At 46.8% G+C, this 20,851-nt stretch carries 18 protein-coding genes and 1 riboswitch; of the genes, 4 read left to right on the top strand and 14 right to left on the bottom strand.

Annotated elements, in window-relative coordinates:
* Window positions 1-166 precede the first annotated feature (166 nt).
* Window positions 167-1,852, bottom strand: a complete 1,686-nt coding sequence (locus PRUTH_RS18110; RefSeq protein WP_151174118.1) for a cyanophycinase — start codon at window positions 1,850-1,852, stop codon at window positions 167-169.
* 362 nt (window positions 1,853-2,214) lie between these two features.
* On the opposite strand from PRUTH_RS18110, the gene PRUTH_RS18105 reads away from it, so the two are divergent.
* The 3 genes from PRUTH_RS18105 (at window position 2,215) to iadA (ending at window position 7,795) form a co-directional block, all read left to right on the top strand.
* Window positions 2,215-5,148, top strand: coding sequence for a TonB-dependent receptor plug domain-containing protein (locus PRUTH_RS18105; RefSeq protein ID WP_151174117.1), 2,934 nt, complete (start codon window positions 2,215-2,217; stop codon window positions 5,146-5,148).
* 64 nt (window positions 5,149-5,212) lie between these two features.
* The gene (gene yfcC, locus PRUTH_RS18100) at window positions 5,213-6,622 is read left to right on the top strand and encodes a putative basic amino acid antiporter YfcC (protein ID WP_151174116.1); all 1,410 of its coding nucleotides are present in this window, start codon (window positions 5,213-5,215) and stop codon (window positions 6,620-6,622) included.
* A 6-nt stretch (window positions 6,623-6,628) separates the two neighbouring features.
* A complete protein-coding gene (gene iadA, locus PRUTH_RS18095) occupies window positions 6,629-7,795 on the top strand; it encodes a beta-aspartyl-peptidase (RefSeq protein ID WP_151174115.1) in 1,167 nt (388 codons plus the stop codon).
* 73 nt (window positions 7,796-7,868) lie between these two features.
* Here iadA and PRUTH_RS18090 read toward each other — a convergent pair whose 3' ends face one another.
* Both PRUTH_RS18090 and PRUTH_RS18085 read right to left on the bottom strand, forming a co-directional pair.
* Window positions 7,869-8,978, bottom strand: coding sequence for an arginase family protein (locus PRUTH_RS18090; RefSeq protein WP_045979883.1), 1,110 nt, complete (start codon window positions 8,976-8,978; stop codon window positions 7,869-7,871).
* A 279-nt stretch (window positions 8,979-9,257) separates the two neighbouring features.
* Entirely contained in the window at window positions 9,258-10,037 is a 780-nt protein-coding gene (locus tag PRUTH_RS18085) for a DUF2189 domain-containing protein (protein WP_022944402.1), read from the bottom strand.
* A 167-nt stretch (window positions 10,038-10,204) separates the two neighbouring features.
* Between PRUTH_RS18085 and udp the strand changes: the two genes are divergently transcribed.
* The gene (udp, locus tag PRUTH_RS18080; protein ID WP_151174114.1) at window positions 10,205-10,966 is read left to right on the top strand and encodes a uridine phosphorylase; all 762 of its coding nucleotides are present in this window, start codon (window positions 10,205-10,207) and stop codon (window positions 10,964-10,966) included.
* Here udp and cdd read toward each other — a convergent pair.
* From cdd to ppc, 11 genes are all read right to left on the bottom strand, one after another.
* Entirely contained in the window at window positions 10,924-11,781 is an 858-nt protein-coding gene (gene cdd / locus PRUTH_RS18075; RefSeq protein WP_151174113.1) for a cytidine deaminase, read from the bottom strand. The two genes, udp and cdd, sit on opposite strands and share 43 nt — an antisense overlap.
* Window positions 11,782-11,821: 40 nt before the next feature.
* Window positions 11,822-12,199, bottom strand: coding sequence for a hypothetical protein (locus PRUTH_RS18070; RefSeq protein ID WP_022944405.1), 378 nt, complete (start codon window positions 12,197-12,199; stop codon window positions 11,822-11,824).
* Window positions 12,200-12,266: 67 nt separating this feature from the next.
* Window positions 12,267-12,356: riboswitch (cyclic di-GMP riboswitch) on the bottom strand.
* A 317-nt stretch (window positions 12,357-12,673) separates the two neighbouring features.
* Window positions 12,674-13,165 (bottom strand): hypothetical protein, encoded by a 492-nt coding sequence (locus PRUTH_RS18065; protein ID WP_151174112.1) that lies wholly within the window; start codon window positions 13,163-13,165, stop codon window positions 12,674-12,676.
* A 100-nt stretch (window positions 13,166-13,265) separates the two neighbouring features.
* A complete protein-coding gene (locus PRUTH_RS18060; RefSeq protein WP_151174111.1) occupies window positions 13,266-13,943 on the bottom strand; it encodes an HNH endonuclease in 678 nt (225 codons plus the stop codon).
* 98 nt (window positions 13,944-14,041) lie between these two features.
* Window positions 14,042-14,803 carry a hypothetical protein gene (locus tag PRUTH_RS18055; protein ID WP_151174110.1) on the bottom strand — a complete coding sequence of 254 codons (762 nt, stop codon included), beginning with the start codon at window positions 14,801-14,803 and terminating at the stop codon, window positions 14,042-14,044.
* 14 nt (window positions 14,804-14,817) lie between these two features.
* On the bottom strand, window positions 14,818-15,405 hold the full coding sequence (locus PRUTH_RS18050) for a glycoside hydrolase family protein (protein ID WP_151174109.1): 588 nt from the start codon (window positions 15,403-15,405) through the stop codon (window positions 14,818-14,820).
* Window positions 15,406-15,557: 152 nt separating this feature from the next.
* Window positions 15,558-15,956, bottom strand: a complete 399-nt coding sequence (locus PRUTH_RS18045; protein WP_151174108.1) for a hypothetical protein — start codon at window positions 15,954-15,956, stop codon at window positions 15,558-15,560.
* A 119-nt stretch (window positions 15,957-16,075) separates the two neighbouring features.
* Complete coding sequence (locus PRUTH_RS18040) at window positions 16,076-16,309, bottom strand: hypothetical protein (RefSeq protein ID WP_151174107.1); 234 nt, start codon at window positions 16,307-16,309, stop codon at window positions 16,076-16,078.
* 310 nt (window positions 16,310-16,619) lie between these two features.
* Window positions 16,620-16,973, bottom strand: a complete 354-nt coding sequence (locus tag PRUTH_RS18035) for a hypothetical protein (RefSeq protein ID WP_151174106.1) — start codon at window positions 16,971-16,973, stop codon at window positions 16,620-16,622.
* Window positions 16,974-17,071: 98 nt separating this feature from the next.
* A complete protein-coding gene (locus PRUTH_RS18030) occupies window positions 17,072-17,497 on the bottom strand; it encodes a hypothetical protein (protein ID WP_151174105.1) in 426 nt (141 codons plus the stop codon).
* A 475-nt stretch (window positions 17,498-17,972) separates the two neighbouring features.
* On the bottom strand, window positions 17,973-20,597 hold the full coding sequence (gene ppc / locus PRUTH_RS18025; protein WP_151174104.1) for a phosphoenolpyruvate carboxylase: 2,625 nt from the start codon (window positions 20,595-20,597) through the stop codon (window positions 17,973-17,975).
* Window positions 20,598-20,851 lie beyond the last annotated feature (254 nt).

Genomic DNA, 20,851 nt, shown 5'->3' with positions numbered 1-20,851 from the left:
TGGCTAATTACAACTAGGAAAAAACGCTTACACAGCATTACCGCGATATGATTTATAGTCATACTCGCTATTGTTGCTATCAAAAGAATCAAAGATAAACTGATGACAAAGTATGTTTGAGTAATGGCACCCCGAGCTCGGTGCCATTATAGTTTATGGTGCGAAATTACTGGGCTTTAGAGAAGCTTATAAGTAAGTTCTCAACGGCGCAGGCATTATTACTTATAGCAGTGTTAACCATGCGAGTCTGCTCGTCTGCAGTTAGAGTAAAGTGCCAATACTGGCCATCGGCAAATTGCTGCGCTAGGGCTTTTTTAGTGTTGGTCATACACATTGCCTGAGTCAGACTGCGAAGCTTAGCATCGTACATAATATCGTTGAACCGAATATCCGGTAACGCTTGGTTGGCAAGCTGAGGGCTACTGACTTGCTCGGTATTCTCAGCCAGCTGCCAGTGCCCATCGTTTAGTTTTAAGCGCACACCCGCAGGGTAAAAGCTGTAGCGAAAGGCATTTTCTGCCGTGGGAGTTATCTTTACCACACCTGCAGCACCGAGTACTGCAGCGCCGCTGCCTGATGCCGAAGACAGCGTGACCAGTGCCGTGGTCTCATCCACACCATAGCCATGATGTTGACCAATGTGTTGCACTAATGTGTGCAAACGTACACTACGATTACGCTCACTAAAATGGGTATCCAATACCCCATAGGTAAAGCTTCCTAACCCCCCTTCTTGCTCATACGTCACGCCACCACGTTGCTGCACTCGCGCTGAAGGAGCTGAATGGGGTTTAGCACCCGCATTGAGAGCGCCTATCGAATCACCGCTGGTGATCATAGCCACCGCGCCCTGCTCATTACTGCCGCCACTTTGTACCGCCGTCCCAGCACTGGTGCCAACAATAACAGGGCGCGCCTTTAGCGCGGCTGTCCAAGGATAGGGGGCGCCATCGTCTGCAAAGAGTATCTTGCGCGTTAAGCTCTGATCGCCACCATTGAACATCACCGCTGTCGCACTTTGGATTTTTTCCACTAAGCTGGCAACCCCGGCTTCGCACAATGCATGCTCTTGGGCGATGCGCTCTGGGTAGATTCGTGAGCGCGCAAAACTGAACGCTTTCGCGCGCAGAGCAGGTAAGGACTCGCAGCGATTCTCGGTAATGGCCTGCGCCAACGCTGGCGTCAATGCCAACCACTGCGTTTCGACCCCATCAAATTGCAGTAGTTGCTCATAAAAGTCAGCGGACTCATAAGGGTCTCTGCTTGATGCGGTGATCGCCAATATCTTTGCAGGTTGCTTCTGTTGTTGCGCTGCCACCAGCGTGGCTTTTTCAATGAAGGCGACAATATCTTTGGCCGCCTGCGAACGAGTGCGAGTTTTATCTACATGCTCTACCAAACGCTGGCGTTTATCTCCTTGATAGACTTCGAGGTTATCGAGGATGAAGTAATAGAGCTCATCGGTGATTAACGGCACTTGCTCATCCACCGCATGCCATTTGTCGAGTAGCGCTTGCCGACTCATTTTTTGCTCACTGGTGATGGCTTTTAGCGCGTTGATAATGCGCGCCTTTTGCGGTTGGTATTGCTCTGGCCAGTGCTTTTCTAGCCTGTCGATAGCTTGTGTATCGAGCTGATAAAGGTTACTACGCTTGCCCTGCAAATTCGTTTTATCAAGGCAATGCTTAGCACCTAGCGATGAACAAGTGTGCAAAGCACCGCCAATCAATATGTGCGTCTGGGCATGTGCAAGCGGTAACACGAATAGAGAAATAAAAAACAAGACAGGGTAAAAGAGACGATTATGAGTCGAAAATGCGCGAATAGCGCCTAAATCCTTAATCATGGTCATAAGTTTCCAAGGCTGATTTAAATGTAAAACAATTGTTGCTTTAGCAATAATTGGGTGTTATAACGAAAAGGACTCAAAAATCGAGTACAAGCTAACCCGTTTAGTTTGCGTTGTCAAAAACCTATGAGGAATGCGAGAAAATGTTGAAAAAAGCCCCAGTGCTTGCTGCATATTTCTACTCGCCCCATTACCTGTCGGAGTGGTTTGACGAGTAGCCCACCCGTTGTCTTTACAACGCGGTGGTTAAGTACGTCTTAGCCATCTCACCCTAACTCTATCTACCAATAATAAAATTCTGTGCATGAAAGCGCGCACTCACTGAGCGTGTGCATGACGCGCACAGCAACATCGACAGGTGAAATATGTTTCGCAAGTTATCTTTAGCTGCGGCCGTGACTGCGGCTGTGTGCCCTTCGCTATCGGCGGCTGAAAAGCCCCAAGCTACTGCTGAGCAAAATATTGAGCGCATCGACGTCACCGGCTCCCGCTTAAAAGGCGTGGATTTGGAAGGCGCACAACCGCTGACTGTGTTGGACCAAGATGATATCGCTCGCTCCGGCGCCGATAGCATCCACGACCTACTGAAAGACATTTCCCAGCTACGTGGGGGGACTGGCACGTTTTCCACATCTCAAAGTGGCGGTACCTCTAACTCCACTCCTGCTGGGCAATCAGCAGCGAGCCTGCGCGGGATGGGACCGTCCTCAACATTGACACTGGTTAATGGCCGACGCATTGCGCCGAGCTCATTTGCAGCGGGCACGGAAAACTTTGTTGACGTTAACGCAATTCCGCTCGCGGCCATTGAACGTATTGAAATTCTTGCCACCGGTGCCTCAGCCATTTACGGCGCAGACGCTGTTGCCGGCGTTATCAACTACATCCTTAAAGATGATTTTGAGGGGTTTGAAGTCAATGCCTCATACGGCGACAGTTTGGCACAAAGTGATGAAAGTAAAACGCAAATTAATTTGCTTTGGGGCACGCAACTTGGCAAAGGCAATCTCAGTGTATTCGCCGATTATTATCACCGTAATGCCTTTAAAGCGACAGATCGCGACTACACCAAAAACCCTCTCCTAGTCAGTGGCTATTCTTATTTACCCAAGCTCGACAACACGCCAAACATTTATTATTACTCGCAGCGAGATGGCTTAGAACTCCCCGCCCCTGGGTGTAAAACCGAGTTGGTCGAGACCGAATATGGCGAGCAAATATGTGCCTACTACGGCAATGAGGACGACTATCTCGATAGCCCATTTGAAAGCCTCGCTACTGGATTTACCTTTACGCAAGCCGTTGGCGATCTTAATTGGAAAACAGATTTTTTCTACAGCCATACGCAATCAACAGCCTACTCTTCGCCAGCGCCTATCAATCAAATTGATGACAGCGAAGGCCCTTATGCCCTTGAGCAAAGCCTGTTTATTTTTGACCAAGCAGATGGCTCAAACCCGCTTTTAGAGCAGCTCTATATCGACCCCTTTGACACCGTAAATAATCGCCAAGTTTATGGTTTTGCCTTTGATGCCCGTTTTAACGACCCGCGTACCATTGAAGTTGAGTCGGATAACATGCGCTTGGTGAGTGAACTTGAAGGCAGCCTCGGTGAGTGGTTTTGGCAAAGTGGTATCACCCTATCGCGCTCAAAGTCAGAGCAAGTTGCCATTGCTGGCGTCTATAACCGCTTCAAGTTTCACGCTGCTTTAACCGGTGAGCTGTGCAGTGACGGACAAATTGCAAGCTACGATGGCACTACCTTAAACTGCGCAGATGACGCTACATTACGCCCGTTTTATAACCCGTTTTTGCTCGGCGATAGCACCAATGATGCGACTTTGGCATTAACACAACAACAACCCTCTCGCTCAGGAAAAAGCTCGGTTTATGCTTGGGATGCCAATATTAACGGTGAATTACTGCTGCTTGATACGGGCGCAGTGAATGCAGCTTTTGGTGTCGAAGTTCGCCGCGAAGAGCTTGAAGACATCCCCTCTTTAGACTCACGAGCTCAGGCGCAAAATGACTATTTAGTGGATGTATTCGGTTTTGGCTCTAGCCTGGCCGAGGCCGACCGCACTCAGTGGGGGGCCTATGCAGAGTTCAATATTCCACTAAGCACCGAGCTTGAGCTGCAAGCCGCCGGGCGTTACGATCATTTCGATGATTTCGGCAGTACCTTTAACCCCAAGCTTGGTTTCACCTACCGCCCCACCGACACTATGGTGCTGCGAGGTTCGTGGTCGACCTCCTTCCGCGCTCCGTCATTGACTCAGGCCGGCGTAAAGCTGCGCACGACCACCTCAACCTTTGATTGTGGCGCCAACCAAGCGGTGGCCGATTTATATTGTATGGGCGATGGCACCGAAGTAACAGTCAATTCGCTTGAACTTGGCAACCCGGAATTAAAAGCGGAAGAGTCGCAGGCATTAAGCTTAGGTTTTGCATGGAGCCCAAGTGCCCAAACCAACCTCACCATTGATTACTGGCAGTTCAATCACGAAAAAGTCATCGATACCAATATGACGGCGGTACTCGACAGAGCACTAAGCGATGCAGCCTTACGCCATTGCAACCTGGTACCACAAGGGCAGCAAGGCATTGCCTACGATCAACAGCTGTGTGAGGTGACTGACGAACAAGGGCTCAGCATTGAGCAACAGGGCGCTGATCTCTCTGAGATTCTTGACAATTATATTGCCGCTTTTGACCCCCGTGACAGTGAGTTATACCTGCCTTTATCTCGCGATCATGTGATCCCCTTAGAAAATACCGGCAGCCAAGATTTACAAGGCGTGGATATCAAATTTGATCATCGCTTTGCACTGGCCCAAGGAGATTTGACGCTGCGTTTTGACGCCACTCATTATCTCGAATACGAACGTAACCGCCCAGGCTCCGATGCCATTGAATCTTTAGTGGGTAGTTATCGTTACCCCGAGAATGTGGGCCGCGTCAGCTTAGCTTGGGATAGCGACAATTACTATATCGTTATAGGGGCCAACTATACTGACAGCTACAGCGACGATATCGATGGCCTGAGGGGTCGTGAAATTGACGAGTTGGAGGCGCTTGGCGCGCTCGATGCGCAAGGTGAGCGAGAGGTCGACTCATGGTTAGTGTGGGATCTCTCTGCTGGCTATGAGCTGAGCAACGCGCTCACCCTACGCGTTAATATCGACAACCTCACAGATGAAGAGCCGCCCACAGCATATGGCTCTGCCCGAGGTTTTGATGCAATAAATCATAACGCCCTTGGCGCTACCTATCGTGTGGGCATGACCTACCGCTTTTAATGGTCAGCGCCCAAGAATCAATAAGGGGCCGTGCGCCCCTTTGTCCTTTTATAAGTGAAGACTCATGACTAATCACACGCGTTTTTCTTTGCCCAGTGCCAGCGTTATTTTGATGTCGGTGGCCTTACTTGCCTATGCCAGTACCTGGTTTGTGCAACCTGGCTGGTTTGCTATGGACGCTCAGCAAACTACGGTCAGCTTGGCGCAATTTCAACAACAACAAACGCAGCTGCAATTGCCGTTATTTGCAAGTAACGGCGAAGTCGGCTTTGTGAATGTACTATTCGAAGGGCTCGTTGCTGGCGATAAATTTGGCGCTACCATTGGCGTCATGGCATTTATTCTTATTACCGGCGGAGCGTTTTCGGTTCTGATGCACACCGGCGCTATAAACCGCGCTGTTTTAGCACTGATCGGCCGCACTCAAAAGCTACAATGGCTATTTATTCCTGTGCTGTTTACATTGTTTTCTCTTGGCGGCGCCATATTTGGCATGGGTGAAGAGGCAATCGCCTTTTGTGTCGTGCTGCTGCCAATTATGAAGCAGCTAGGCTACAACGCTCAAACCACAGTGTTAGTGACCTATGTGGCAACACAAATCGGGTTTGCGAGCTCATGGATGAACCCATTTAGTATCGCCATTGCTCAGTCCATTGCTGAACTCGGCGTGTTCTCCGGTGCCCCCTTGCGGATGTTCGCTTGGGTGTGTTTTACATTGCTGGGCATGACCTACACCTATCGCTATGCAAAACACAGTCGCGCATTACCCGCTGAACCTGCGCCGAGCACAAGTTATGCGCCTCTTTGTCGAGCTGATAAAACACTATTATTGCTGTTTGCCGGTGTCATTGCCTGGGTGATTTGGGGAGTGACCTTGCACCAGTATTACATTCCGCAACTTGCTGGCCAATTTTTTACTTTGGCGGTGTTAAGCGCCATTGTTGCCAAGTTCATGTATCGCACCTCGTTTTCGCGCAGTGCAGAGATGTTTACGCAAGGAGCACAAGAGCTGCTACCGGCCGCGTTATTGGTCGCTTTGGCCAAAGGCATCGTGCTTTTACTCGGTGGCAATGAGCTCAGTGAGCCTTCGGTGTTAAACACGCTTTTATATTACAGCGCCACCCTCTTACACGGCATGCCCGAAGCGCTGGCAGCATGGAGTATGTTGGTGTTTCAAAGCTTATTTAACTTCTTTGTCTCCTCAGGTTCGGGGCAAGCTGCGATCACCATGCCGATTATGGCGCCTTTGGGTGACTTGCTTAATGTTGGTCGGCAAACCGTGGTACTCGCCTTCCAGCTCGGTGACGGCCTGACCAATATCATTATTCCCACCTCAGCAAGCCTGATTGGTTGTTTGGGCGTGGTGAAGTTAGAGTGGGGCCAATGGTTTCTATTTATTTGGCGCCTGCAGCTTGCGCTATTTGCCCTCGCCAGCGCTTTTGTTATCGGCGCTCAATTTATGCAATACAGTTAAGTCATTATGATCACACTTATTAACAACGTTACTACTTACAACCCCGACCCTATAGGGCAACAAACTATCGCCTTGGGCGGCGAGCATATTCTCGGTATAGACCCTGATCTCACGTTCACCAGCTCCCTGCAGCAAACAGTCATAGATGGCAGCACGCTGATTGCCGTGCCCGGCTTTGTTGATTCATTAGTGCATATTTGTGGCGGTGGCGGTGAAGACGGTTTCGCCAGTCGCACGCCGGAAATGATGCTCAGTGATGCGATAACCGCCGGGATCACCACGGTTGTTGGCGCCCTTGGCACTGATTCAATCGGCCGCACACACAGTAATTTGCTGGCTAAGGCTAAAGGACTCAAAGAAGAAGGGCTCAATGCCTATTGCTATACCGGTGCGTATCATCTGCCAGCGCCCTCGCTCACCGGCAGTATTGAAAAAGACATTATGTTCATTGATGAAGTCATCGGTGTCGGTGAAGTCGCTATTAGCGATCATCGCGGCTCTCAGCTGGATGCGAAGCAGCTTAGTGAGCTGGCAGCATATGCTCGGGTTGCAGGTATGCTAAGTAATAAGCGCGGCACGATTAGTATTCATGTCGGCCCTAGTGACAGTCATTTAGCGCTCCTGCATGAGGTGGCTGCCCACTATGATGTACCATTAAACCGCTTCTACCCCACCCATATGAATCGCAACCAGCAGCTGCTTGACGCCGGTATCGCCTTTGCCAATGCCGGTGGCTGGATAGATTTCACCACCAGCACCACCGACTATGACTTAGCACATGGCGAAGTCAGTGCGGCGCGCGCTTTGGCACAATGCTTAGCCAAGGGTGTTGAAAAAACTCGTTTAACGATGAGTTCTGATGGCCACGCTAGCTTGCCAGTGTTTGATGAGAACAACCATTTGGTGGGTCTTGAGGTCGGGCATGAGCGCTCGTTATTACTGGCATTTATTGAAGCAGTCAAAGAGCATAAGGTGGCGTTTGCCGATGCATTACGAGCGATAACCAGCAACCCTGCGAACGTACTGGGAATACAAAAAGGTACGCTGGCAGCGGGGGCGTGTGCTGATTTAGTGTTGCTTGATAGCACTTCACTGTTGCCACGGTGGGTGTTCGTGCGCGGTCAATGCATGATGGCCGATGGTGAGCTGATACGCAAAGGCCGTTTTGAATAGCCAAAGAAGCGCTTATCAACAATGAAAAAAGCGCCGAAAGGCGCTTTTTTTGGTTACTGGCAGAAGTGGAGCCTTACTTGTTCATTGCTTGAAGCAAGAACGCTGAGATTTTAGCCCCTTCGCGCAAGGTCGTCTCTGAGCTGCTTTTGCCTTCCAGTGAACTGTCGGTGAAAGGAGCGATTTCCATCATGTCGGCACCCGTTATTGGAAACTCATCAGCCAGTGCGCCGAGAATAGTGAGTGCTTGTTGTGGATTCAAGCCGTCGTCTTCGGGTGTGCCGGTGGCCGAGGCAAACTCAGCGTCCAAAGCGTCAATATCAAAGCTTACATACAGCTCGTCAACACCATCATTGCGCAGTTGCTGAAGTACTTCGGCAATAACGGCTTCACAACCACGTTCATTGATTTCGTGGGCCCAGTGTTGCTTCACACCAAAGGTAGACTCCCAATGCTCTTTCGGCTTACCGCTTGAGCGAATACCAAACTGAATTAAATGCGCAGGGCTCGGCAAGAATTCTAGAATATGCGTACACCAAGAGCCAAAGCATAAGTCAATGCCCAAACGCTCCACGAGCAAATCGGTGTGCGCATCAAAATGGATGATAGCCACTTTCTTGCCCTGCTCTCGCTTGGCTTTAAGATACGCTTTAGTCAGCGGGTAACTGATTGAATGGTCACCACCGATACCAAAAATGCCTTTTTCGGGGAAGTTTGCATAAAAATCAGTGCATACATCTTCGGTGATGGATAGCGGGCTAACATGGTAGTCGCTCTGCTCGTTTGCGTACAAGGCTTTTTGACAGTTGCTGATAGTGCCTTCGTTGAGGTACTTATCATGTAATAAGTGTGGGATCACACGAACATCACCGATATCGAACGCTTTCGCTTGCGGTTGCTGTTCAATTAATGTACTACGAAGGAATAACGGGCCCCAGTTCGCACCACGTAAAATACCGCCACCACAATCAGAGCTAATCCCCAGCATAACTGCTTTGTGCTCGCTAGTGGGTAAATCTTGAAGGGATGATTTCCACAGTGGTTCAATGTTTTCAGTTTGACCGTAGAGCTTGTGATGCAGGGCCGCTTTGCGCTCTTTGGCGGTGTTAACAGTAAATACACCGTTACCTGGCGGGCACAAGCAGTGCTCAACTTTTTCTTGAAAATCTTGCCACTTAGCAGTCATGCTCTCTCCTCAATAGTTATGCAATTATATGGTGCATGCAGAAAAATCGTGTTGCTGTACGTTGTTATCTTATTCTGTGTAATCTGTACCTCGACACCAAGTCACCTGCAAAACATAACATTATGTTTTTAAAAGGCTTATTTAGTATCTATATACACCTTAGCACCCAAGGTAAACGATTAATATACAAGCTGAGTGAAGAAGTCAAACTGACGTGGAGGGGCCGCAAGCAAAGGCGTGACTGGCTATGCATAAAAGCTGCATAAGCCAGCCAGAAAGTTACTCGTAGCTACGCGGACGCTTGGTTTTAATAATAGCGATATAGCCGTGCCAACTGGCATAACTGAGCAGAGGCATAATGACTATAAAGCCCGCAGTACCGGTGATAAAGCCAAGCAAAACCAAAGAGACAATACAGGCGCACCACACCACCATTGCACCCACATTGTTTCGCACTGCATTCATTGAGCTCACCACCGCAGTCATAATATCAACGCGACGTTCCATCATAATTTGCGGAGTAAATGCAGAGATGGCGAATACACTTACCAGCAGCACGCCGCCAATAATAGAGCCTAAGGTTAGAAACGCGCTCAGCTCTTCCAATGTGGGGTTAACGGTGTTGGGATAAAGCGCATGCACCAAAGCGGCCAAGCGCATCCACACTATCATGACCACCATCAAGAGTACGGCAAAGCCCCATTCCCCTGCGGGGTTACGAAACATTGATTTGAGGCTATGGCGAAATGTTGGGGTGTGCCCTTTTTCTAGCTCCCACGCCACATCGTAGAGGCCGGCCGCAAAGGCTGGTCCAACGAGGGCAAAGGCGACAGCAGCAGGCAAAATGACCAAATGCGACTGACTAGAATAAACAAAAAACAACAGCGCAGCGGGAATAGCGGTAAACACTAAACCATAGACTAAGCTCAACAGCGGTGCCCGAGCCATATCTTTAAACGCTAACGCTAACCAATGTAAAGGAGCAAAGACGCTCACCTTGTTACACTCGAAGCAACGAGCAAATTCACTGCGGCTCGAAGCACTAGAAGAAAGCCCCATAATTTATCTCCTATGATACATTCAATTAACATCTAGTTGAGATCTACTCAGTTCGCAAGCTAGGGGATCACTTGTATCGGACATTTGTCCTTATTGGCATGGACCGCAACACCGCAGCATGGCACCTTTAAAGGCACTATTATGCGTAAGATAAATCAGAGGCTTACATGAAAAAAATGTTTCACCTTGGCATCACTAAAGAAGACATTGCAGGGGCAACCTTGGCCATTATCCCCGGCGCTCCTGAGCGAGCAGGCGTTATTGCAGAGCAGCTTGAGCAATCGCGCTGTCTTGCTAAGCATCGCGAATTTCACGTTTATTTAGGTCAGTTAGCGGGCCAATCTGTGGTGGTGTGCTCAACCGGTATTGGTGGACCTTCTACGTCCATCGCCGTTGAGGAACTCGCGCAGCTAGGCGTAGATACCTTTTTACGGGTGGGGACCACAGGAGCCATTCAGCCGCACATTGCCGTGGGAGATTTATTGATCACCCAAGCCTCTGTGCGTTTAGATGGAGCGTCGCACCACTTTGCGCCGCCCAACTACCCCGCAGTGGCCAACTTTGAAGCCACCGCCGCCCTAGTGAAAGCATGTCAGGATAGCGATATCACTCATCACGTTGGCATTACCGCATCCAGTGATACCTTTTACCCTGGGCAAGAGCGTTATGACACCCACAGTGGTTATGTTCCCACCCACCTTCAAGGGTCCATGCAGCAGTGGCAAGCGCTTAACGTGATGAATTATGAAATGGAGTCTGCCACCTTACTGACCATGTGTAGCGCATTAGGGCTGCGCTCAGCGTGCATCGCCGGAGTATTAGTCAATCGCTGTGAAAACGAGATACCCGACGTGGATATCTCGGCTGTTGAACAAAATGCGATAGATCAGGTTATTGCGGGAGCACAGCTGCTGCTTAGTAATTCGTAATTAAATTGCGCGTGCGGAGCAAGTTGAGCTAATACTGTTTTGCTTGCTCCAAGGTGTGATTTGCCCGCCCGCTGCTCCAATAAAGTCACCGCTGTAATAGCACTAAAATCGATTTCTTGATTGGCCAACACAATTTGGCTTAGCGCCGCTTGCATGGGTGAAAAACTAGGATTAAACGCGGCATTCTCCATATAGCGGCCAAAATAGGTTGCGCCGGCATATTCAATGGCTACCGCCGCCTTACCACCACTGTAAGGGGCATAGCTTTGCGCAAAATGGTGGTGTAATGAGCGGCTATCATCATGATGGCGAGCAGCACTGCCCAGCAAAGGCTGCTCTACCCCCAAATCAACTGGACCAAAGGCTTGAGGCAACAATTCGTTCAAGGTCGTTGACTTATCACCTATGGTTATAGCGATGTTCTTCGCACCTTTGAACTCGTTAATAAATTGACGGCAATGCCCGCATGGTGCGGCGCTGATATAGATGTGCTCAATCTCTGTCGCGCCGTGTAGCCAGGCATTATGCAATGCGCACTGCTCTGCATGGGTGGATACCTCTAACCCCAAGCCTGCTAGCTCAACATTTACACCGACTGCATAAAACACGTCACCTTGGCTATTTTTTGCCTTAACAAGCGCGGCGACATGAAATGACGAAATGGGCGCCACCGCCCATGTTTGGGTTTGCGCTAGCAGCCAATTGATGGTGTCTTTAAAAGAGGAGCCCAGCTCCTGCTGAAGTTCTTTGAATTGCTGCTCAGAGGCGATACCGCCTTGGCGTTTTAGTTCTGCGAGTAACCCTGTAACCTGCATGTTCAGGCCTGTTGTTATTTTTTGGGCTTGGGATACTAACCTAGCACGAAAGTGGGCGCAACCAATTACGTGCCTGCTCCTGGCAATCAAAGTTTTTCACCCTGACCCCAAGCTCTCGTACTTTTTGCGTCACCAGTTCATGCATAAAACCCTGATAACTAACCACGCGAGCGATAATAAACTGGCCGAGCAATGGCGCTAGCTTGTTGCACACATCAATGAACTCATCCTTAGCATAAGCATGTTCAAATTCGCGTACATCAATTAACACCGCTTTCGCATTGTAACTATTGGCGAATTCAATAATGGCGTTGGCGTTATTTAACACATCAATTGATTGCGCTTTACCGCGCATGGTTGCGCAGACAATGTTTTCTTCAGCGCAATAACTTAAACTCGCAACAACAGAGTTGGCCATGTCGTTCTCTCTAATAAATACAGATACAACAAAGGCACAAGTTCGTTTGCACTAGGAGGGCAAAAGTGGAAGCGGCTCAGCCATCATAGCCAATGTATTGACCTTAGACCTGGAGCTTTGCGTGGAAACTCTTTCGAGCACCGTGCCTTTATTCTGAGCAGGCCATAATACGTAAATTAGAGCTTTTATTCAACTAAACTGAATAATCACCACTCTACGCTGTGATCCGCTTTGACCCGTTATCATCGCTAACACCGAAATTCGTTTTACTGTTTGCAGACGCCTCAACTTTTCCTCATAGAGACCTATCATCCATACAACCAATTAGATCCAAGCTTAATAAAATGATGAATAGACGTTTCATGCTTTCCTAGGTAGATGATGCTTCACTATGGAGCACATTAAGCTTGGCTAAAAATAGCGAAAGATCAGCACCAGACACGCTTTATTCGTTTCATACATCATTGGTTTATGTTAGGTAACTTTCAACGTAACCACCCAATCTGCCCATGAAATGCTTCGACCAGGGAATGCAACTTTTGAAAATGGCCAATCTTTTTTTAGCCAATCAAAGACCGTGTGGTAAAGCGCTGTGTCTAGAGCGATAGCATCGTCTCTAACCCACAAATATACTTCACAATCATATTTGGGTGACTGGCTAGGGTCTATGTAAACAGAACCGAGGCATTTATCGTTTGAGTTATTGAACACTGAATAAGCAAACGCTACTCGCGATTCAAACTCTCGTTTATGAACCTTCAGGCTTTCAGTGTTCTCTTCGAGAGTCATTGATGGCTTAGGCCATTCGGAATCTGGCCCAAAAACTCCTTGCAGCCTTTGCTGACTGGACATCACAGCGTCAAAGTCTAAGTCAGCAACCGCCTCTTCAAGCACGCTAAAATGAAAAGATTCAGTGTCAAAACGCTTAGGCGCCTCGAAATTATCAGGAATAAAGGGCTCAAACATACTTAGAACTACCGATAGTTGCATGGCTTCTGTGGACCCGACATGACGAAGGAGACTTCGCAATCGTAGGCGCGAAGTTAATTAACTTGATACACATCTTTTACTCATACACAAGCCTCGATAACTTGCTGTACATTGAATCAACCAGAGTGGATTTATTGACTCCGTAGTGCATTTCTCTATGACAATTTGAGCATAAAGCCACCGCATTTGAAACGGTATCTGAGCCACCATCAACTAAACGGCGAAGGTGATGAACTTCTAAGAAAGGCTCTCCTTCTGCGGTTTTAAATGGTGCGTCAGAGCCACAGCACTCACATTTGCCAGTTGCTTCTTTAAGAACCCATGCTTTTACTTTGGGATCTCTATTGAAGTTCGTTACTTGTGTATATGTTTTTTCAGGTTCTTTGATGCCATCTGGCTTCGGCAGATTTGCCTTATATTTATGACAGATAACCTGTGTTTCAAACTCAGCAACTTTCGGTAGAATTTGCCCCTCAGTTTCAGAAATTAGTCTTTCGATAACTGCAGCATTTTTGGGTCCAACATTTTTCGCTGGTTTCAAACCAGAGACCCATTCGCGACCCATAAGCGAGTAGACATAGGAGATATTCTGCATTCGATATTCGAATGATTTCTCAGTACGGCCAAATCGGTTAGCGAGTTCAGAATAGGTTCTCGTTTTAACAAATGGCTCCCCATTAGCTTGCTCAGAATGCATCTGAACATATGCTTCTACCGCTGCTTCTAGCTCCTCTTCTGTCCAACTATCTTTCATGGTGATTCCTAAAGGAACGCAGCGCTGCTCTCACAGATATATTGCAAGTGCAGCGCATTGTTAAATTGATTTACTTCCGCTTTCTGACGCAAAGGGCTTTAAATTTCTTTAATCAACTCCCAGTCTCCCTTGGAGTCTACCGACAAAACAAACAAGCGAATATTAAAGTAATTTCCTCCTGTTACATAATCACGTACAACAATGAAGACATCCTCAACGTCGTCATTGTTATCATCCCCATACCCCAGTATTTCAACCTCTTGATATCCTCCTTCGTGAAAGTAGGTTGACTTCGTTTTTGAATGAGTTTCAACTCTAATCATAGGTGTAACATCTGCCCATGTTCTCACCATAGCGGTCTGGGAAGTTTGCCTTGATTCCTCTGTCGATATTTGCAAAGCAATTGCTTTCGGAAAAATTTTAGGTACATCTTTATTGAGAATAATTTCTGGTAAAAAACTCTCTTTAGAGTTACTTGCATTTATTAATAGCCGTGTCGCTTCACACATAATTTTAAACTCGAGATAGGCACTCATCTCATGGTCTCTTATTGTGCGAGTTGAAGGCCCAGCTTTATCAAAGTAATCCATACAAGAATTGAACACGGACCTTCCGACTTTTGTTTGTTTGACATCCACTTCTGCATACCAAGAAGAAGTAATTAGCTCTGATAAATCGTCGATATTGTTGACCGATATACCTGATGACGCTAGAAGCGCCGGCATTGTATAGCCTGAGCTCCAACGAACGGGAATGCTCGTTTTAGCTCCATTAGACTTGTTGCTGACACAACCTACCATCCCAATAAAACATAGAAAAACAAATGAAATACACATGAATTTGAATAATGAAAGTCTCATAACGCCTCCGAGTTTTATGGTTTGGCCGGGTTTTTAACATTGGCCGCCGCTTTCTCAAATAAATCTCTCACGTACTTATTTCTTTCTGCCGAAATGGGAGGTTTTCTGTTTGATTCTTTTGCGGCCTCGGACCAATCCTTCGCTTTCACTGCTTTCTTCAATCTCGGCCACTCACTGTTAAAGTCGGTCATCCCAACATTAAAAATAATATCAAACAGTGCTAGCCTTGCTTCACTTGGATACGTCGAAAAGTCAGGAAATATCCTTTTTAGCTCACTTTCAAAGCTATCGATATGTTTATTAGTTAGAGTGTTTATATCTAAATCAGATAGCTTGAGTTTTACGTACCTTTTGTAACTAAAAGCCAAACGGTTTTTTGGTTGTTTCTTCACCGCTTCATAATCAGCCTTAATTTCATCTTTTGTGGCAGGCATATTATTACTCTTTTTAAAGCTCAACTTTTGTGCACTAGCTAGATCTTTAATTAGATGCCCAACACCCACCGTAACATAGCCTTTCGAGTCTAAATACATATGGTTAATTTTGCCTTCGTATTTCTCCATTTTTGCTCGCAAATTAACTTTCTCTGTTGGTGAAAACATTCATAATCTCCTTATTAAGTGTTTTTGAAATGAATACATTTATAAAATCAACGCCCTGTTATAAGGCGAATTAAGCTTGACTATAATCGCGAAGAATGAGCGTCAGCTAAGCATTAAGACGCCCATTCCATAAACAGCTTGTTTAATACCGTTTACTTACCAGCCCTTATTTTGGGTAACTGAGTTTGCAAAATGACAAAAGCAGGAATTAGTGGCAAAAACGCTAAGCACGATAATTCAGAAACAACCCAAAACCAAATGAACCATGACTCTGCAGCAATTAGCAAAAGCAATTTTATGATACGCCTAAAAAGCATAAGGCCGCCCATAGCTGCTAACGGTAAACCAAAACCTAGCGAGCCGACTAAAACTATAGCTGGGTGAATAGACTCAAATTCGGTATTTCGTATAAATGAAAAATAAAATTCGTAGCCATTGCTGAATAGCAAAGGGCTCAATAGACAAAGCATCCAAACAATGTTCCAGCTAGTATTACGCTGAAGCTTAGAGTGGATTTTATTTTTTTCTTGAAGCTTGCTCAATGCATCCATTTCACTCAGGCTATCCCTAGGTATATAACGCCGCAATATGGGGCGTATAAATGCTTGGCTAAAATTAGCGAAGAATGAGCGCCAGCCAGGCTTTAAACGTCACACGCATAATTGCCTTGTTATAAGGCTTTTACACAATCCTTTTTTAATTCATACAGATAACCGTCATAAACGGTTACTAATAATTCAGAATTGATAATTTCGGCCCAGAACTTATTCTTTTTTTTTGAATCTGGGTAGATAACTAATTGATTATGCTTTCCCCGATCTAAGTACAAACCATGAAATGTTGTATTTACCTTAGACCAGTCATCTATTTCTTCAATTGCATACTCAGGGTTTTCAGCAACCACTGTTAACCCTCTAAATTCAGACTTTTTGATTATTACCTTTTTCCTAAGAACCGAGAAGCTTCTTCTTCGGAGCTTAATCCGCCATAGTAGTTCTGCATTTTAACAACACAGTATTCACCAAAGTAAGCATCTGGTTTTAAGCCACTTGCATTAACAAATGTTGGTGTAATAAGCAGAATGTAAATTATTAGCCGATTCATATATGCCTTATAACGCCCTGTCAATGTGCAAAATTTAGTTGGCCATAATCTTGAGCGGAGCGAAATCAGCCAACTGAATTTTGTCCATTATTCAACAGCTTGTTATATGCCTAGCTGCACCATTCCGCTAAAACATCGCTTGAAGAGCAACCATGCATTTTCAAGTCTAAAGGCTCCACTCCAAATGCAAGCGCAAACTCCGGCTCCCCCTTAATTGTTATTAACCAATTAATGCCAATTCTAGCTATTCCCCAAACGGTCGCGGATTTATATGATTCGAAACCACCACCAACAATTATTGTCGAAGTAACTTCAACTAAAACTGGGTCAATGACAGATTCAAGCAACTGTTCCGAAAGCTGTTTGACATACTCCTCATAGCTCCTTCCTTTAGGAGTAATAACTAGAGGTTCACAGCTTTTCAAAGAGGCCTTAATCTTCGTGATGGCGTCGATTCTATTCATGGCATATAACGCCTTACTAATGTGTGCATAAATGCTTGGCTAAAATTAGCGACGAAGGAGCACAAGCCAAGCATTTATGCGTCCTTTTAAGTAACTTGTTAAGAAGCCGATTTCCACACAGCTACAATATTTTCATATTTTTCGTCGACGAGTTCATCATCGTCTGGACACGCAAACAAAACAACTTGAAGCGCGTTATAAGATTTAGGAAACGCTGAAAGTTTTTCCATTATATCGAGTGCTTGGGAGTCTGTTATCTCAGTTTTGTTGATGTAAGAAAGAGAAGCTGCTTCAACGATGTCCTGCACTGGGCTGGCAAACGATTGCTTCCAATATTTATACATTTCTAAATGTTTTGCTTGTTCCAGCTTCTCCGAAGCAGGAACTCTGCAAATTTCATGAAGCACGAGAAAAGGCGCGTCCTCACCTATTTCAATTGATTGATCAATGATTCGCTTCCACTCGCATTCTTGATGATAAGGAAACCTGCAATCAATGCTGTAATAAAATTCTTCGTAGGTCATTTAAACGCCGTACTTTCCTTGGCTACTTAACAGCTTATTAGCGTGCATTTCGGGTTAAGCCAAAATTCAAATAACAAAGAGCTAGCCGCACACTTTATATTTATAAGTAATTCATAAATTTACCAGAGTGGATTGGTAATGTCTAAGCAGTATTAGTTTGTTAAAAACGAGTATTGAGATATCCGAGCATAAAATGGCACGATATATAAATATCGAACTTCAACACTTTCATAGGGTTAACTTTAATTTCTACTTATTCGAGCCAAAAACTGGTGTATATAACAAGCCTTATTTTACGATCTTGGCCTATCTCTCATTACCCTATTTCTGCGCTGTTGAGCACCCGCGTTATTTGCACAAGGCAAGTAGCCTCTTTGATGATCGCTCATCGCATTTTATTGGGTGTGAATGATGGCCACTTACCACAATGGCGAGGTTCAGATGCCAGGCGGCTGATACACCGCCCTAGACCTAATTAACCGGTATTGCGCATACCCGCTGCGATCCCAGCCATGGTAACCATTAAGGCTTTATCTAATGCCTGTGAGCTATTGGTACGGGCTCGTTTCAATAGCTCTACCTGCAGGACATTAAGCGGATCTGTATAGGGATTGCGCAATGCAATAGACTCACGCACCCAAGGCTGATGCCCTAATAAAGTGTGCTCTGGGCTTAGTTCTTTGATCAGCGCCACTGATTGCGCTAACTCTTGGCGTAAACGTTCGCCAAAGTGCTGTAACTGCGGCGCCACTAAGTGCTGATCATAATGCGCACTAAGCCAACTGTCTGCCTTACAGAATACCATTTCCAACATCTCTAATCGGGTGCGAAAGAACGGCCACTGCTGACTCATAAGCTGTAACGTATGTTCACCGTATTCACTAATCGCCGCTCCTAAACCTTGATAGGCCCCCAACCAAGCAGGCAGCATCAGGCGGTTTTGCGACCAAGCAAAGATCCAAGGAATGGCCCTTAAGCTTTCCACCCCACCATTAGGGTTGCGCTTAGAAGGCCGCGATCCCAATGGCAACTTACCCAACTCTTGCTCTGGTGTGGCACTGCGAAAGTAAGGTACAAATTCAGGGTTCTCGCGCACAGTCGCACGATAATGCTGGCACGATGCGTCGCTAATTTTAGCCATAACGTCGCGCCACTTAGGCTCAGGCTCTGGGGGTGGCAGCAGGTTCCCCTCAAGTACTGCGCTGGCATATAAATGCAGACTTTGCTTTGCGACACTGGCCAGTCCGAACTTGAAGCGGATCATCTCACCTTGCTCAGTCACGCGCAGGCCATTTTTCAAACTCCCTGGAGGTTGCGAGCGCAACGCTTGCGCAGCTGGGGCTCCTCCCCTACCAACAGTACCGCCGCGCCCGTGAAATAGCACGAGCTCAATGCCCTGCTCCTCACTAAGCTGCACCAAGGACTCCATAGCACTATATTGTGCCCAGCCAGCGGCCATCATCCCTGCATCTTTGGCTGAATCTGAATAGCCAATCATCACATACTGATGAGTGCCTAGATGTTGGCGATACACATCATCGCTATATAAAGCCTGCATCACTTCAGGCGCACGGTTGAGGTCATCCAGAGTTTCAAACAAAGGTGCAACCGGCATGTTAAACTGACAGCCTGCTTCTTGAAGTAATAACTTAACTGCCAGCACATCTGATGCCTGACGAGCCATGGAAATAATGTAAATGCCAAAGTTTTCGGCGCGATTTTGGGCAATCACTTTAAAGGTGTCGAGAACCTCTTGGCTTTGTTCGCTTGGTTGCCAATTGCGAGGTAATAACGGCCGCTTGCTGGCCAACTCTGCTTTGAGAAACTCTTGTTTACCTTGCTCATCCCACTGGCAGTAATCACCTAGGCCTAGGTACTCTGTCAGCTCACCAAGCACCTGTGCGTGTCTGTCGCTGTCTTGGCGGATATCCAATTGCGAGAGCTGCAAACCAAAACACCGACAGCGGATCAGCGTATCGCGCAGCTGCCCCTGGGCGATGATGGCCATATTATTGGCCTCTAACGAGCGCTCACAGGCCTTTAACACATCCGTTATCTGAGTGATATCCGTGATGATGTTTTCGCCACGTGGCGACTGCCCGGTTATTTTGGCCTCGAGATACTCGTGAGTGAGTGTCAGCTTTTCACGTAGTTGCTTTAATACGGCACGATAGGGTTCATGGGCTCCTTCAGCCTGTTTAGCTAAAGCATCATCGCAGGCGAACATCGATAATTCACTGATCAGCAGGTTGATGTCTTTAATATACAGGTCCAATGCCATCCACCGGCCATGGTCGAGTACGCTCTGTGTCACACTCGACGTTACAAAAGGGTTGCCATCGCGGTCGCCGCCCATCCATGAGGTAAAACGCACCGGCTTAGCATCACTGACTAAACCAACACCCAACTCTTGAGTCAGCGTGTCATCAAGCTCACGCACATATTCTGGCACCGCTTGCCACAGGCTATTTTCAATGACTGCGTAACCCCACTTCGCCTCATCCAAAGGCGTTGGCCGTTGTTGACGAATTTCATCGGTATGCCACGCCTGAGCTATTAGTTGGCGCATGCGAGCGTGGAGTTTTTGTTGTTCCTGCGGCAGCAAGTCGCCCAGCTCTAACAGGTTTAAGCAATCACTTAATTGCACATGTTTGTTAATCAGTGTGCGCCGTGTCACTTCCGTTGGGTGCGCAGTTAATACCAAGTTGATATCTAGTCGTGCGATTGCCTCTTTGATGGTGTGCTCTTGCACATGGCTTTGCTTAAGGCGCAGCAAAGTCTGCTTTAATGGGTCAAGTTCGCAAAAACCCTGGTTACCCGAGCGCGACACAGTATGGTACTGCTCAGCAACATTAGCGAGGTTGAGGAATTGATTGAACGCGCGCACAACAAGCAGTAACTCATCGTCGCTTAGGGATTGTAACTCGCTGATCAGCGCCTCACGCGCCTGCTCATCGCCACCGCGAGAAGTTTTTGCCAACTGACGAATTGATTCAACTTTGGCCAAAGCCGAATCACCCAATGCCTGGGCAATGGTTTGTCCTAGCATCTGCCCTAATAAACCCACATTACTGCGTAGTGCCGCGTATTGATCACTCATATCCTCACTCCTGTGTCTTTATTTTTATCTTTTGTAGCATGGAAGTGCCTCGCTTTGAAAGGCTAAGAAAAGGAGAAAAACTAATTTGATAATAATTCCCATTTGCACTTGACACATTAAGCTATGCTAGTAATAATCATTATCAACAAGACGAAACAGAGTCTTTTGCTTTCTCTAGGTCTTGTTCATACGCACTCAATGCGATGAAAACTTTACTTGCTACATTGCTCATATCGGTGACGGTAGATATGACC

This window comes from Pseudoalteromonas ruthenica (genome assembly GCF_008808095.1).
Classification (GTDB): Bacteria; Pseudomonadota; Gammaproteobacteria; order Enterobacterales; family Alteromonadaceae; genus Pseudoalteromonas; species Pseudoalteromonas ruthenica.
The sequence above is the reverse complement of the archived record's forward strand: the minus strand, read 5'-3'. Positions and strand labels throughout refer to the sequence as shown.

Excerpts from the sequence above, each read along its gene's own strand:
- PRUTH_RS18070 (WP_022944405.1), bottom strand. The coding sequence starts at position 12,199 with ATGGCCAACTCTGTTGTTGCGAGTTTAAGTTATTGCGCTGAAGAAAAC.
- iadA (WP_151174115.1), top strand. The coding sequence starts at position 6,629 with ATGATCACACTTATTAACAACGTTACTACTTACAACCCCGACCCTATA.
- PRUTH_RS18105 (WP_151174117.1), top strand. The coding sequence starts at position 2,215 with ATGTTTCGCAAGTTATCTTTAGCTGCGGCCGTGACTGCGGCTGTGTGC.
- PRUTH_RS18085 (WP_022944402.1), bottom strand. The coding sequence starts at position 10,037 with ATGGGGCTTTCTTCTAGTGCTTCGAGCCGCAGTGAATTTGCTCGTTGC.
- yfcC (WP_151174116.1), top strand. The coding sequence starts at position 5,213 with ATGACTAATCACACGCGTTTTTCTTTGCCCAGTGCCAGCGTTATTTTG.
- PRUTH_RS18045 (WP_151174108.1), bottom strand. The coding sequence starts at position 15,956 with ATGGATGCATTGAGCAAGCTTCAAGAAAAAAATAAAATCCACTCTAAG.
- PRUTH_RS18110 (WP_151174118.1), bottom strand. The coding sequence starts at position 1,852 with ATGACCATGATTAAGGATTTAGGCGCTATTCGCGCATTTTCGACTCAT.
- PRUTH_RS18055 (WP_151174110.1), bottom strand. The coding sequence starts at position 14,803 with ATGAGACTTTCATTATTCAAATTCATGTGTATTTCATTTGTTTTTCTA.
- PRUTH_RS18035 (WP_151174106.1), bottom strand. The coding sequence starts at position 16,973 with ATGAATAGAATCGACGCCATCACGAAGATTAAGGCCTCTTTGAAAAGC.
- PRUTH_RS18065 (WP_151174112.1), bottom strand. The coding sequence starts at position 13,165 with ATGTTTGAGCCCTTTATTCCTGATAATTTCGAGGCGCCTAAGCGTTTT.
- PRUTH_RS18060 (WP_151174111.1), bottom strand. The coding sequence starts at position 13,943 with ATGAAAGATAGTTGGACAGAAGAGGAGCTAGAAGCAGCGGTAGAAGCA.
- udp (WP_151174114.1), top strand. The coding sequence starts at position 10,205 with ATGAAAAAAATGTTTCACCTTGGCATCACTAAAGAAGACATTGCAGGG.
- ppc (WP_151174104.1), bottom strand. The coding sequence starts at position 20,597 with ATGAGTGATCAATACGCGGCACTACGCAGTAATGTGGGTTTATTAGGG.
- PRUTH_RS18050 (WP_151174109.1), bottom strand. The coding sequence starts at position 15,405 with ATGTTTTCACCAACAGAGAAAGTTAATTTGCGAGCAAAAATGGAGAAA.
- cdd (WP_151174113.1), bottom strand. The coding sequence starts at position 11,781 with ATGCAGGTTACAGGGTTACTCGCAGAACTAAAACGCCAAGGCGGTATC.
- PRUTH_RS18090 (WP_045979883.1), bottom strand. The coding sequence starts at position 8,978 with ATGACTGCTAAGTGGCAAGATTTTCAAGAAAAAGTTGAGCACTGCTTG.
- PRUTH_RS18030 (WP_151174105.1), bottom strand. The coding sequence starts at position 17,497 with ATGACCTACGAAGAATTTTATTACAGCATTGATTGCAGGTTTCCTTAT.